Annotated in this window: 9 protein-coding genes; 2 read left to right on the plus strand and 7 right to left on the minus strand. The window is 65.6% G+C overall.

Annotated features, from left to right (window positions below):
- Window positions 1-4 precede the first annotated feature (4 nt).
- Entirely contained in the window at window positions 5-2,590 is a 2,586-nt protein-coding gene (locus AXE84_RS08100; RefSeq protein WP_236750221.1) for a tetratricopeptide repeat protein, read from the minus strand.
- 330 nt (window positions 2,591-2,920) lie between these two features.
- Here AXE84_RS08100 and AXE84_RS13310 point away from each other — a divergent pair, with 330 nt between their 5' ends.
- Complete coding sequence (locus AXE84_RS13310) at window positions 2,921-3,253, plus strand: hypothetical protein (RefSeq protein WP_236750232.1); 333 nt, start codon at window positions 2,921-2,923, stop codon at window positions 3,251-3,253.
- A 186-nt stretch (window positions 3,254-3,439) separates the two neighbouring features.
- Here the strand turns inward: AXE84_RS13310 and AXE84_RS08105 are convergent, their stop codons facing one another.
- From AXE84_RS08105 to hisN, 4 genes are all read right to left on the minus strand, one after another.
- Window positions 3,440-5,866, minus strand: coding sequence for a tetratricopeptide repeat protein (locus AXE84_RS08105; RefSeq protein WP_060957513.1), 2,427 nt, complete (start codon window positions 5,864-5,866; stop codon window positions 3,440-3,442).
- A 239-nt stretch (window positions 5,867-6,105) separates the two neighbouring features.
- Complete coding sequence (locus tag AXE84_RS08110; protein ID WP_060957514.1) at window positions 6,106-6,942, minus strand: undecaprenyl-diphosphate phosphatase; 837 nt, start codon at window positions 6,940-6,942, stop codon at window positions 6,106-6,108.
- A gap of 247 nt (window positions 6,943-7,189) precedes the next feature.
- Complete coding sequence (locus AXE84_RS08115; protein WP_029316541.1) at window positions 7,190-8,302, minus strand: ATP-binding protein; 1,113 nt, start codon at window positions 8,300-8,302, stop codon at window positions 7,190-7,192.
- Window positions 8,303-8,407: 105 nt separating this feature from the next.
- Window positions 8,408-9,301, minus strand: a complete 894-nt coding sequence (hisN, locus tag AXE84_RS08120; RefSeq protein ID WP_060957515.1) for a histidinol-phosphatase — start codon at window positions 9,299-9,301, stop codon at window positions 8,408-8,410.
- A 270-nt stretch (window positions 9,302-9,571) separates the two neighbouring features.
- On the opposite strand from hisN, the gene AXE84_RS13455 reads away from it, so the two are divergent.
- Window positions 9,572-10,894: an NAD(P)H-dependent oxidoreductase gene (locus AXE84_RS13455; RefSeq protein WP_208854550.1), complete on the plus strand. Its 1,323-nt coding sequence runs from the start codon at window positions 9,572-9,574 to the stop codon at window positions 10,892-10,894.
- Window positions 10,895-10,976: 82 nt separating this feature from the next.
- On the opposite strand, the gene AXE84_RS08130 is transcribed toward AXE84_RS13455, so the two are convergent.
- Complete coding sequence (locus AXE84_RS08130) at window positions 10,977-11,528, minus strand: NAD(P)H-dependent oxidoreductase (RefSeq protein ID WP_060957516.1); 552 nt, start codon at window positions 11,526-11,528, stop codon at window positions 10,977-10,979.
- A 46-nt stretch (window positions 11,529-11,574) separates the two neighbouring features.
- Window positions 11,575-12,597: a zinc-dependent alcohol dehydrogenase family protein gene (locus tag AXE84_RS08135; RefSeq protein WP_051349190.1), complete on the minus strand. Its 1,023-nt coding sequence runs from the start codon at window positions 12,595-12,597 to the stop codon at window positions 11,575-11,577.
- Window positions 12,598-13,452: the final 855 nt, after the last annotated feature.

The following is a 13,452-nucleotide window of genomic DNA, read 5'->3' on the forward strand; positions in this document are numbered from 1 at the left end:
GCGGTCAGTCGCCGGCCTCCTGAGCTGGGTCCTCCTCGGTGCCGTCCTGCTCGTCCTCTGAGCCCGACGGCGTCTCGAAGAGTTTATCCGCATCCTCGAATCTGCCGGCGGCACGATAAGCCTTGGCGAGGTTGTTGCGTGAGGTCAGGGTGTTGGGGTGGTGGGGTCCCAGGATGTGGGTGAGGTCGATGAGGTTCTGCTCGTGCAGGGCGATGGCCTCATCGAGCCTGCCGGCATCCCGGTAGGCACTGGCGAGGTTGTTGCGTGAGGTCAGGGTGTTGGGGTGGTGGGGTCCCAGGATGTGGGTGAGGTCGATGAGGTTCTGCTCGTGCAGGGCGATGGCCTCATCGAGCCTGCCGGCATCCCGGTAGGCACTGGCGAGGTTGTTGCGTGAGGTCAGGGTGTCGGGGTGGTGGGGGCCCAGGATGCGGGTGCGATCGGTGAGGGTCTGCTCGTACAGGGTGATGGCTTCGTCGAGTCTGCCCGCGGCGCGGTAGGCGCTGGCGAGGTTGTTTCGTGCCTGGAGGGTGTGGGGGTGGTCGGGGCCCAGGAGGCCTTCGAGGTCCTTGAGGTTCTGCTCGTGCAGGGTGATGGCTTCGTTGAGTCTGCCTGCGTCCTGGTAGGCGCTGGCGAGGTTGTTTCGTGCGTGGAGGGTGTGGGGGTGGTCGGGGCCCAGGAGGCCTTCGAGGTCCTTGAGGTTCTGCTCGTGCAGGGTGATGGCTTCGTTGAGTCTGCCTGCGTCCTGGTAGGCGCTGGCGAGGTTGTTGCGTGCGTGGAGGGTGTGGGGGTGGTCGGGGCCCAGGAGGCCTTCGAGGTCCTTGAGGTTCTGCTCGTGCAGGGTGATGGCTTCGTCGAGTCTGCCCGCGGCGCGGTAGGCGCTGGCGAGGTTGAGACGTGAGGTCAGGGTGTGGGGGTGGTCGGGGCCCAGGATGCGGGTGCGGTCTTTGAGGTTCTGCTCGTACAGGGCGATGGCGTCGTTGAGTCTGCCCGCGTCCTGGTAGGCGCTGGCGAGGTTGTTTCGTGCCTGGAGGGTGTGGGGGTGGTCGGGGCCCAGGAGGCCTTCGAGGTCCTTGAGGTTCTGCTCGTACAGGGTGATGGCGTCGTTGAGTCTGCCTGCGTCCTGGTAGGCGTAGGCGAGGTTGTGGCGTGAGGTGAGGGTATCCGGGTGGTCGGGGCCCAGGAGGCCTTCGAGGTCCTTGAGGTTCTGCTCGTACAGGGTGATGGCGTCGTTGAGTCTGCCTGCGTCCTGGTAGGCGTAGGCGAGGTTGTTGCGTGAGGTCAGGGTGCTGGGGTGGTGGGGTCCCAGGATGCGGGTGCGGTCCTCGAGGATCTGCTCGTACAGGGCGATGGCCTCATCGAGCCTGCCGGCATCCCGGTAGGCGCCGGCGAGGTTGTTGCGTGAGGCCAGGGTGCTGGGGTGATCGGGGCCAAGGGTGTCGCCCGCCCGCGTAACAGAATCAGTGAGGGTAAGTGCCAGTTGTGGCATCCCAAGGTCGGCTGCATTCCGTATCGTCGTTGCGAGTATTACGACGAAATCTGGATCGGAAAATAATGGGCGAGAGTGGTCTTGAGATGTGACCGCGCCTATTTGTTCAACGAGATTTCGTGTTTCCTGTCGCTGCTGTTCAAAATTAGCTAGTTGGCCTATGTTAATCTTGTCGAGGATGGTTGTTGCGTATATGCATGCTTTGTTAAATTTCCCTTGTTCGCTCAGGTAGGTTTCGCGGTAAACTTGTCCTTGAAGGCGGTGGACGATGGTCTTGTTGCCGTCCGTGGATTCTTGAATGATTGATGATCTCTTCAGGAATGACAGGGTATCTCGTGCCGCGTCGGAGTCATCTTCGAGCGCCAGAAGCCAGTGAGTCGGCACTCCGGAGGCGGCGAGGAGAGACAGTATGTCAAGGAGTGATGTGACATTCCTCTCCTGCTGTGGGTGTTTGGTTCTGAACTGCTCCAAGGCCTGCTCGTACGCCATGAATAGCGCGACCCCAACGGCGTCTGGGTAGTCATCGCCCTCGAGGCGACTGATGCTTGACTCGAGCGAGTGGGTGCTCAATCTTATGAAATACTCTGAAAGGGAGTAGTGTCCCCACTTGGCTGTTGCCGCGGCTTGGGTTACGGCGACAGGTAGGTCGCCAAGCGCCTCTGCGATCTGGTCGGCTGCATCGCGATGAGCGTCACCGGTGCGTTGGCAGAGAAGAGCGATCGACTGCTCGCGATCAAAGACGCCGACTGCCATCGGTGACCATCCCAAACTGTCCCAGTCAAGGCGACGTGTGGTGGTGATGATTACCCGGACTCCGCTGCCCTTGGGAGTGAGACCCTTCAGGTCGTCGAGGTTCTCCACGTTGTCGAAGACGACAAGGCGGTCCGCCGCATCTGCTGAGTGTAGCTGATCCAAGAAGCGTCGAATAATAGTCTCCGGAGGAATGTCCTTCGGTGCATCGATACCGATGCGCAGTGCGAGCTCGTAGAGATCGGCAATGAGTTCCTTACGTGAGCCTGCATTGATCCATGCGACTAGGGGCCATTCCTCCTCGCATCTGGCCGCAACGGCAGCGGCCAGCTGAGTCTTGCCGCTTCCTCTCATCCCCGTCAGCACCGTACGAGGCTCGGCGCGAGTGAAGATGGCATCGAAGAGCTCATCCTGCCCTTCTCGCTTGACGAAGCCTGCGCTGACCCTGGGGCGGCTACCGAAGCGAATCCGCGTGGGAGGGGCAGATTGGTTTCGAGTGACCGCGCTACGGATCTCCTTGATATCTGTAGCCATCGTCTTGGTGCCGGTAGCCACTTCCCTCAAACGGTCGTTAGTCTCTGCTTGCCCCTTCGACAGTTGCTCCTGCCCGGCAATAAGCTGATCCGAGCCTGTGAGTAGCTGCTTGAATGCGGCCCTATCGAAACCGCATGAGCCTGGTGCGAGATGGATGAACTCTTCGGCGACGATGCGGGTCAGGTCATCGAAGAAGGACTCGGCTGCTGCCTCGACGTTCTGGCGGCGGCCGGCCGTCCGCCGTCGGAGGTAGGCCTCGAAGTGATCCGGGAACCGCACCGCCTCCAGGACTGCGGCGTCGTCCCCGCTGAGCTCCTTGAGCGCCACCTCCATCTCGGTGACGGCTCCAGCCAGGGTGGATTGGGCGACTCCGGTCCGCTCGTACCGCTCGCCGGCGGCATCCACCTGCTTCTGAAGTCGAGACTTGATGGGCGCTTCCAGCGGATTCTCCTGTCCACCTCGCCCCTGTTGCAGACGTCTTAGGCTGCGCCATGCGTTGAGGGCATCACCTGGCAGTGACGCCGCGCTGCTCCACGAAGGATCAACGGCCACAGCGGCTCCGCGCATGACCAGCCCGGCAAGGCTGGTGGTCATGGACAGGACAGCGAAGGAGAGGGGATCGGCCATGCCGCTATCGTACAGGCGGTCAGTGGCGTCGAAGCAGAATTCTTACGGCGTCCCGAAGAGCTTCTCCGCATCCTCCATTCTTCCAGCGGCGCGATAGGCGCTGGCGAGGTTGCCGCGCGAGGTGAGAGTGACAGGGTGAGCAGGTCCCAGGGTGCGGGTGCGGTCGATGAGGTTCTGCTCGAACAGGGAGATGGCGTCGTCGAGTTTGCCGACTTCTCGGTAGGCGCCGGCGAGCGTGCTACGTGAGGTGAAGGTGTCGGGGCGGTCAGGACCCAGAATGCGGATGAAGTCGGTGAGGTTCTGCTCGAACAAGGGGATGGCCTCGTCCAGTCTGCCCGCATCCCGGTAGGCGCCGGCGAGGCTGTGGCGTGAAGCCAAGGTTCGAGGGTGGTCGAGGCCCAGTATGCGGGTTCGGTCTTCGAGGTCCTGTTCGAAGAGAGAGATGGCCTCGTCGAGTCTGTCCGCATCCCGGTAGGTGCTGGCGAGGGTGCTGCGCGAGCTGAGCGTGTGGGGGTGGTCGGGACCCACAAGGCGGGTGAAGTCGGTGAGGTTCTGCTGATACAGGGCGATGGCCTCGTCAAGTCTGCCCGCATCCCGGTAGGCACCGGCAAGCTGGTTGCGTGCGGTGAGGGTGTCGGGATGGTCGAGACCCAGAGTGCGGGCGACGTCGTCGAGGATCTGCTCGTACACGTCGACGGCTTCGTCGAGCCTGCCCGCATCCCGGTAGGTAGCGGCGAGGTTGAGACGTGCGGCCGAGGCGCCTGGGCTGTCGGGGCCCATGATGCGCATGGCGTCTGCGAGGATCTGCTTCTTCAGGGTGATGGTCTCGTCGAATCGGCCCGCTTCCCAGTAGACTCCGGCCAGTTCGTCGCGTGCGGTGAGGGTGCTGTGGTGGTCGGGGCCCAAGACGCGGCTGCGGCCGCTGAAGACCTGTTCGTATAGGGTGATGGCTTTGTCGAGCCTGCCGCTCGCTCTGTAGGTGCCGGCGAGGTTGAAACGTGAGGTCAGGGTGCTGGGATGGTCGAGGCCCAGGACGCGGATGGAGTCCTCGAGGATCTGCTCGTACAGGGAGATGGCTTTGTCGAGCCTGCCCGCATCCCGGTAGACGCCGGCGAGACTGTTGCGTGAGGTGAGGCTGTCGGGGTGGTCGGGGCCCAAGACGTCGCAGGCCCGGGTCACGGAGTCAGTGAGGCCAAGGGCCAGCTGCGACATCCCAAGGCTGGTCGCGTAGTGCAGTGTCTCGGCGAGCTTTGAAGACACCTGTGGCTCAGAAAACAGTGAATGAGAGTATTCCTGTGATGTGACTGAGAGAAACTGCTCGATGAGATGGTGGGTCTCGTCTCGCCGCTGTTCACCATCCTCTAGGCGGTTTACGTCAATCCCTCTGAGAACTGATGCGGCGCACCCACGCGCCTGGCCGAGCTTCTTCTGGTCATTGAGGTAGGTTTCCCGGTACACCTGTCCCTGGAGCCAGTGAATGAAGGTTTTCTCGCCGTCGCTGGATTCACGGATGACGGAAGCACTCTTCAGAACAGACAAGGTGTCGCGTACTGCATCGGAGTCGCCGTCGAGCCTTAAGAGCCAGTGAGTCGGCACTCCGGAAGCAGCCAGGAGGGACAGCGCGCCGAGGAGCGATACGGCGATCCTCTCCTGCTGAGGGTGCGTGGTTCTGAGCTGCTCCAGGGCCTGTTCATAGGCCATGAGCAGTGCGATGCCGACGGCGTCGGGGTAGTTGGCACCCTCGAGGCGACTCATGTTTGACTCGAGCAAGTGATGATTCAGCCTGTCAAAGTAGCCGGATAAGGCGTATCCACCCTGTTGTGCTGTCGCGGCGGCTTGGGTGATGGCGACAGGCACGTCGCCCAGCGCATCCGCGATCCGGTCAGCAGCTTCGCGGTGAGTGTCACCGGTGCGCTCGCACAGGAGGGAGACCGACTGCTCCCGATCGAAGGCGCCCACCGCCAACCGCAGCCACCCCAGGCCGTCCCAGTCGAAGTGACGCGGGGTGGTGACGAGGGTCCGAACCCCAGCACCCTCGGGGATGAGGTCCCTCAGGTCGTCGGGATTCTCCACGTTGTCGAAGACGAAGAGGCGGTCCGCTGCCTCTGCTGAGCGCAGCCGATCCAGGAGACGCTGAACAATCACCTCCAGAGGGATGTTCTTCGGCGCATCGATACCGATCCGCAGCGCGAGCTCGTAGAGACCGGCAATGATGTGCTTGCGTGAGGCCGCATGAATCCACGCAACCAGGGGCCAGCCCTCCTCCTCGCACCTGGCCGCAACCGCAGCGGCCAGCTGAGTCTTGCCGCTTCCCCGCATCCCCATCAGAACTGTGCAAGGCTCGGCGCGAGCGAAGACGGCCTCGAAGAGCTCATCCTGCCCTTGCCGCTTGACGAAACCTGCGGCGATTGCGGGACGACTTCCGAAGCGAATACGCATGGGAGAAGCGGATGGGTGGCGTGCGGTCATGCTACGAAACTCCCCGATGTCCTTAGCCGACTCCCTCAGCGGCTCGTGAGTGTGTGCTTACCCCAGGGGGTGGTCGTGCCGCCTATCGTACAAGCGGAGGACGACGCAGAAGCAGGATTCGTACGGCGTAGGAGCCCGACGCTGAGGACCACAGAAAACACGCGGGGCAACGGAAAGATCCGTTGCCCCACGTGAAGAATGCCGGCGGAGAGGAATCGACGTCGGTGAGACGGGCTTCGTCAGGCGGCGATGGTGCCGGCGGAGACCAGGGCGATGATGATGAGGCCCAGCAGCACGCGGTAGACGAGGAAGGACGTGAACTTGTTGGAGGACACGAAGCGCAGCAGCCAGGCGATGGTCGCGTAGGCGACAACACCGGAGACGACGGTCGCGACAATGGTGGGCGTCCAGCCCACGGTGTTGCTGATGGTGCTGGCCTCCGTTGCGGCCTCCAGCAGACCGGCTGCGACCAGGGACGGGATGCCCATGTAGAAGGACAGGCGCGTGGCCGTCACCCGGTCGAACTTGAGGAAGAGGCCGGCGGAGATCGTCGCCCCGGAGCGGGAGATACCGGGGAACACCGGGGCCAGGGCCTGGAATGCGCCAATGATGAGGGCGTCCTTGACGGTCACGTCCTTCATGCCCTTGGTGAGGTTCTGCTGGTGGTCGGCCAGCCACATGGCCCCCGACCAGATGATGAGGGCTCCGGCGATCACCCACAGGGAGCGGACCGGCCCCTCGATGAAGTCCTTGAACAGCAGTCCGACGGCGGCCACCGGGATCGATCCCAGGATGATGCCCCAGCCGAGCGTGTAGTCGGGGTCCTGGCGGGCCTGCTGGTTGCTCAGTCCCCTGAACCAGGCGGTGACGATGCGGACGATGTCGGCCCAGAAGTAGATGATGGCGGCGATGATCGCACCGACCTGGATGACGGCGGTGAAGGCGGTCATGCCGGCGGAGTTGATCTCGTAGCCGAGGAGCTTCTCGACGATGTTGAGGTGGCCGGTGGAGGACACCGGGAGGAACTCGGTGATGCCCTCGACGATGCCGAGGAGGATGGCGTGCAGCCAGTTCAAAGGGACTCCTGGGGTGGATGGATGGTGGACTGACGGCAGGTTACCGGCGCACGGGGTGGGGGAACGGCCGGGTCACTGTGGTACCCGCCGCAGCGGTGGCGGTTCAGCCGCGCGGCGACACCGGGGCAAACGCCCAACTCTGCGGCCGCATATCAGTTTGTGTCCCTTTTATAACGTTGGAGGCGTGACAAGTCCAGCCCGCGCGACCTCGGCGTGTGGCCGAGGAGTGGCCGTTGGCGGTTGCGACTCACTCCATGACGAGGTGTGCTGCGTGCTCGCGCAGGTACTCGCGCAGATAGGGGGCGGCGAAGTCGACCTTGCCATAGCCGGCAGTCTTGATGATTCCGGCGGCGAGCAGCCGGTTGCGGTAGACCGACACGTAGTTGACGGGGCGGTCCATGCGTTCGGCGATGTCAGCGATCTGTGACGGGCCGTCGTCCTTGGCCATGCACACGAGCATCGTGCGGTCGACGTCGGACAGGTCGCGCAGCGCCGGAGCGTGCACCAGGTTGCCGAGGCGCAGGCGGGCGGCGGTCGTTCCCGCGGCGACTGCTGGCTGGGTCACTGGGCCATCGCCGCTGTGTTTCCACACCTGATACCCCACGAGCTGGATCATGAATGGGTAGCCGCCGGTCGCATTCGCGCACTCCTGAGCCAGGTCGTTGCTCAGCGCTTTCTCGCCCGCGTTGAAGGTTGACTTCAAGGCGTTACAGACGTCGTCGATGGCCACCTCGCCGAGCTCGATCCGCTCGGCCCGGCGCAGGAAGGTGGTGATGTCGTCATTGAGGAGCTCCTCAACGGCCTTGGGGAGGCCTGCCATGAGCAGGCCGATAGGAGCCCCCTCGCGAATGAGGTGCTGTACCTCTGCGGACAGTGCTCGCAGCTCCTCGCGCGGAATGGCATGTACTTCGTCGATCGTGAGCAGCAGACCGGTGCCGTGTTCCGCGAGCCACTGGGTCAGTGCTCGCGCCTTCTGCCGCCAGGAGGGCTCAGGGGTGGGTGCGTGCTCGAGTGTTGCGCTACCGCCACCAAGCGGTGTGCTCAGGCTCAAGGAGGTCAACCGTGAGCGCTCCTTGCCGGCGAGCTGCGACAGCTGGCGAGTGAACTCGGCGGCGAGTCGGTCCATGAGCCCCTCGCGTGCGGTCTCATCAACGACCACCCAGCCGCGCTCTCGTGCCGAGTCTCCCAGAGCGGTGAGCATGACGGTCTTCCCGACGCCCCTGGCGCCAGTGATGAGCTCTAAGAGCCCAGGCGCTCCTGGGCCGTCGTCGAGGCTTTCCAGAAACTCCTCAATGACGCGGTTGCGGCCAACAAGCAACGGAGGCGTCGCGCCCGCTGTCGGTTTGAAGGGGTTGGCCATGTGTGATCGTCTCCACTTTTGCGCGTTTTAGATCTTTTAGATCTTTTATAACTTCGGGGCGCACTGGTGTCCAGCAGATGGGGTTGCGGCTCAAGCGGGGCCGACTCAGTCCGTCTCGGCGCTCAGGTGGTGCAGGGCGACGTCGTGCAGCAGCGAGTTCGTGGCCACCGCGTTGCCCCCGAAGGGCCCGGGCTCGCCGTCCAGGGAGGTGAAGCGCCCGCCCGCCTCGGTGACCACGGGCACGAGCGCCGCCATGTCGTAGAGCTCGAGCTCTGGCTCGGCGGCCAGGTCGACGGCGCCCTCGGCCACGAGCATGTAGGACCAGAAGTCCCCGTAGGCGCGGGTGCGCCAGCACGACTGCATGAGCCCCAGCATCCCGCGCAGCCGCTTGGTCTGCGCCCACCCCGACAGCGAGGAGTAGGACATCGAGGCCCGGGTGAGGTCGTCGACGCCGGACACCGACAGCCGCCGCGCCGAGCTCAGGGAGCGCCCGGTCCAGGCTCCGCCGCCGGACACGGCCCACCAGCGCCTCCCCAGCGCGGGGGCCGAGACCAGCCCGACGACGCACTGGCCGTCCTCGATGAGGCCGATGAGCGTGGCCCACACCGGCACTCCCCGCACGAAGTTCTTGGTCCCGTCGATCGGGTCGATGACCCACTGTCGCGAGGAGTGCCCGGTGGTGGGCAGCTCCTCACCCAGGACGGAGTCGCGCCCGCGCGCCCGCCCCAGCTGTTCGCGGATGACGCGCTCGGCCTCCTTGTCGGCCTCGGTGACCGGCGTGAGGTCCGACTTGGTCTCCACGGTGAAGTTGCCGGCATCGAAACGGGCCAGGGTGAGGCTGTCCACCTTGTTGGCGATCGTGTGCGCCAGGTGCAGGTCATCGCGCCAGCGCCGCTGCTTGGCCGGGGGTGCCGTCGGCGCGGGGGGCGCCGCTGCCGGTGAGGGCGCCGCGGGCGGTTCCGGAAAGACTGGGCGCTGTGGGCGGGGAGTCTCGCTCATGGCACCACGGTAACGGGGGAGCGGGCTCGGCGAGACCCCACCGTCGTCGGGCGCGCCACCCGGCAGGCAGCCCGGCGCGTGCCGAGCCGTTACCTCGCCGTGAGATTCCAGGTGACGTCAGAGGTGCGGTGGAGGTGTGGGCGAGAGGTGGGTTTTTCTCGTTATATTGCGGAAGAACGGTGTCGGTCATCGCACGGATAGGTGCCTTCGATTTGGCGGCCCGTTATTGGTTCGTTACGCTGACGGGCATGACCCAACCCGGGAGGCTCAATGCAGCATAGTGCCGGTTTTACCAGGGATGACGTCGTCACAGCGGCCCTTGAGATCGGTGTGGACCGGTTCACGATGGGCAAGGTGGCGCGTCGGCTCGGGGTGAGTGCGGCTGATCTGGGGCGCACCGTCAGCTCTCGTGACGACCTGCTCGTGGCTTGCCTGGAGCGAGTGTCCGCCGACGCCACACTGCCCCCCACCGGCCTGAGCTGGCAGGACTACCTGCGTCGGCTCTCCGACTCGCTGTGGGACGTGCTCGACGCCCATCCCGGCCTGGACCACACCCTCATCAACCTGGCCTGGGCCTACGTGCCCTTCATGTCGGTGGCCAAGCGCGCCCACAACGCCCTCGTCTCCGGTGGCCTGCGCAGCGAGGACGCCTACCTGGCACTCAACTACACCCTCTCGACGGTTCTGACCGCCCACCAGCAGGCGGTCGCCATGGCCGAGACCGTCGAGTCCGACCGTCATTCGGGCCGGAGCGAGCGCGGCATCGACGTCGCCACCCGCATGTGGGACGAGCGCTTCGGCGACTCGAATGCCGCCCTGGGCATGCGTGGGCCCAATGAGCTGCACAGTGGCGACGATGCCGACCGCGTCCCCTTCCGCCCCAAGGAGTCCTGGCTGGACCGCGGTGCGATGGCCCCCAAGCTGGAGGTCATCATCGGCGGCTTCTCCAGCCTGAGCGACGTCCTGTCCGGCGCCGGGAGCCCCGGCGCCTCACGGGGGCCATCCCCCGCCTCACAGTCCAACGACACCAGGGAGTCCTCCGTGAACACTCTCGTTCTCGTCTTCCACCCCAACATCTCCGAGTCCCGGGTCAACAAGGCCCTGGGGGCCGCGGCGGAGTCGCTCGGTGGCAACATCACCGTGCGCTACATGTACGACATCTACCCCGACTTCAACATCGATGTGGCCACCGAGCAGGCGGCTCTGCTGGGTGCCGACCGCATTGTTCTGCAGTACCCCATGTACTGGCTCTCCTGCCCGCCCCTGCTCAAGAAGTGGCTCGACGACGTCCTCACCTTCGGCTGGGCCTACGGCTCGACCGGCACGGCCCTGCACGGCAAGGAGCTGCTCCTGGCGGTCAGCGTCGGCGGCGCCGGCAGCGCCTACGGCCGCGAGGGCGCGCACATCTACACGATCCACGAGTTCCTGCGGCCCATGCAGGGAACCTCGCGAGTCATCGGCACCAAGTACGCGGTGCCCTTCCTGTCGGTGGGTGCCCTGGAGATCACCGATGAGGCCATCGCCCGCCGGGCGCAGGACTACGCCGCGGTCCTCCAGACCCCCGAGCTCCCGCTGCTCGATATCTTCGGCTGAGACACCCGTGAGACGCCCCGGGGGCCCAGACCGGCGAACCGGCCTGGGCCCCCGGGCATGTGGACGCTGCCTGCCGGCGGACTCAGCCGCGGAGGTCCAGAACCGGCAGGTCCGTGGACTGCAGGGTGGCGGCGTAGTCCTCAGCCCGCTGAGCCAGGGCCTCATCGGTGATGGTGAGGGTCCCGGTGGTGGTAAAGGGCTCGAGGTAGGTCATCTGGACCATGTTCGCCGTCGCCTGGAGGGGCCGCAGCAGCTCGGTGAGCGTGTAGCCGTAAGAGGACTCGTGGCTGTAGGCGTCGCCGGGGCCACCGGTGCTCACGGCCACCAGCAGCTCCTTGCCGGCCAGGGCCTTACCGGTTGAGCCGTAGGCCCAGCCGTAGAGGAGCACGTCGTCCTGCCACTGCTTGAGCAGGGCGGGGGTGGAGTACCAGTACATGGGGAACTGGAGGACGACCCTGTCGGCGGCCTCCAGGGCGGTCTGCTCGGCGGCGACGTCGACCTTCTGGTCGGGGTAGAGGTCGTACATGTAGCGCACGGTGACGTCGTTACCGAGGGCCTCGGCCTTGGCCGCCAGGGGTCGGTTGGCGCGCGAGGTGGACATGTCGGGGTGGAAGACGAGAACGAGGGTCTTCATGAATGCTCCTGTTGTCAGACGATGATGGTGGGGTGTGCGGATCGGCTCAGGGCTCCAGGAGCACCTTGATGGCGCGGCGCTCGTCCATGGCCTTGTAGGCCTCTGCGGCCTCCTCCAGAGGCAGGCGCAGGGTGAAGACCTTGCCGGGGTTGATCTCGCGCTTGAGGATGCGGTCGATGAGGTCGGGCAGGAAGCGGCGCACGGGTGCGGGGCCGCCCAGCATGTGGATCTCGGCGAAGAAGAGCTGGTCGCCGGGCAGGGAGACGCCGTGGGCGACGCCCACGTAGCCCAGGTGGCCGCCGGGGCGGCAGGAGGCGATGGCCTGCATCATCGAGGTCTGGTTGCCCACGGCCTCGACGACGCCGTGAGCACCGTAGCCGCCGGTGACCTCCTTGACCTTCGCGGCGCCCTCGTCGCCGCGCTCGGCGATGACGATGTCGGCGCCGAACTCGCGGGCGAGCGCCGCCCGGTCCTCGTGACGGGAGAACGCGATGACCTTCTCAGCCCCCAAGGCCTTGGCGGCCAGGACGGCGGACAGGCCCACGGCGCCGTCGCCGACCACCGCGATGGTCTTGCCGGGGCCGGCCTGGGCTGCGACGGCCCCGAACCAGCCGGTTCCCAGGACGTCGGAGGCGGCCAGCAGTGAGGCGATGATCTCGGGGTCATCGGGCTTGCCGCCGGGAACGACGACGAGAGTGCCGTCGGCCTGGGGGACACGGGTGTACTCGGCCTGGGTGTCGCCCATGAAGCCACCGTTGGCGCAGCGGGACTGGAAGCCGTCCTCGCAGATCTCGCAGGTGTTGTCGCTGATGCAGAAGGAACCGACGACGAAGTCGCCGACCTTGACGCTGGTGACGTCGTCGCCGACCTCGACGACGGTGCCCACGTACTCGTGGCCCATGGGGCGTGCCTCCTCCACCGGGGAGATACCCCGGTAACGCCACAGGTCCGAGCCGCACACGCAGGCGGCCTCGAGCTTGATAACGGCGTCGGTGGGCTCGATGACGTGGGGGACATCGCGGTCCTCGACACGGACGTCTCCGGCGGCGTGCATGACGACGCCGCGCATGGTGGTGGGCAGGGTGGGAGCAGAAGCAGTCACAGGTATGTCCTCACATCAGTTCTGGTTGATATGTGAAGACTAGGTGCGGGCCTTGGTGCGGGTCCACCGCCCAGCAGGTTGTGTCAGGGCAACCCTGCGGGGCCGTGGGGGACCGGTCCTGGTAGGTGAGGTTGGTGTGTATCGGCCCGAGAGCAGGCGAAGACCGGTGCCGGCGAGCGGGCAGCGATGCTCGCGGGCGGTCGCGGGTGATCGCGCTCGGCCGAAGCCGGGGCGCGGGCAGCGCCGTTCCCTACCCGGCCTTGCTGCCCGACGCCGTGTCCCGGGTCCTGCGCGGAAGAGGCAGAACCAGCGGGGTCCCGGTGAGCGGGTCGGAGGGGACTTGGATCGCTGGGCCGAGGACATCCCCAGCTTGTCAAGGTGGTGTCGGGTCGTTTCCCGGTGGTCTGTCCTGAGCACGCTCCCGGCTGAGCGACAGGCTCGGTGGGGTGCCGTGGTGGCTGTGTGGTGGTTGGTGGAGTCGTGCGAGGTCAGGTGGCGCCGATTCACCGCGGGTCACACAGCCGCAATGAATCCCTCGCGCCCCGGTCGAGGGTGATGGCTGTGGGCTAGGTGATGCGACAGGGGTGCCGACTGTTCTGAGGATTCTTGTTGCGGGGTTTTCCACAGGGTGACCTTAAGGGGCTGGTGCGGGGGCGTTGGGGCAGGTAATGTCAATGCACCGTCTGGACGGGCAGTGTCGCCCGGCCGGGTGGGGTGTGGAGTTGTTTCGGTGGCGAGGAGGCTTCCGTGATGAGTACGTCCCTACGATCCCCCGAGCCCACAGATACCCGGCGGCCAGCATCCGGCTCTAGCCAGGTCACC

Origin of the sequence: Actinomyces oris (genome assembly GCF_001553935.1) — a bacterium.
Taxonomy (GTDB): domain Bacteria; phylum Actinomycetota; class Actinomycetes; order Actinomycetales; family Actinomycetaceae; genus Actinomyces; species Actinomyces oris_A.

Excerpts from the sequence above, each read along its gene's own strand:
- AXE84_RS08115 (WP_029316541.1), bottom strand. The coding sequence starts at position 8,302 with ATGGCCAACCCCTTCAAACCGACAGCGGGCGCGACGCCTCCGTTGCTT.
- AXE84_RS08135 (WP_051349190.1), bottom strand. The coding sequence starts at position 12,597 with ATGCGCGGCGTCGTCATGCACGCCGCCGGAGACGTCCGTGTCGAGGAC.
- AXE84_RS08105 (WP_060957513.1), bottom strand. The coding sequence starts at position 5,866 with ATGACCGCACGCCACCCATCCGCTTCTCCCATGCGTATTCGCTTCGGA.
- AXE84_RS08130 (WP_060957516.1), bottom strand. The coding sequence starts at position 11,528 with ATGAAGACCCTCGTTCTCGTCTTCCACCCCGACATGTCCACCTCGCGC.
- AXE84_RS08100 (WP_236750221.1), bottom strand. The coding sequence starts at position 2,590 with ATGAGAGGAAGCGGCAAGACTCAGCTGGCCGCTGCCGTTGCGGCCAGA.
- hisN (WP_060957515.1), bottom strand. The coding sequence starts at position 9,301 with ATGAGCGAGACTCCCCGCCCACAGCGCCCAGTCTTTCCGGAACCGCCC.
- AXE84_RS13310 (WP_236750232.1), top strand. The coding sequence starts at position 2,921 with ATGGATGAACTCTTCGGCGACGATGCGGGTCAGGTCATCGAAGAAGGA.
- AXE84_RS13455 (WP_208854550.1), top strand. The coding sequence starts at position 9,572 with ATGCAGCATAGTGCCGGTTTTACCAGGGATGACGTCGTCACAGCGGCC.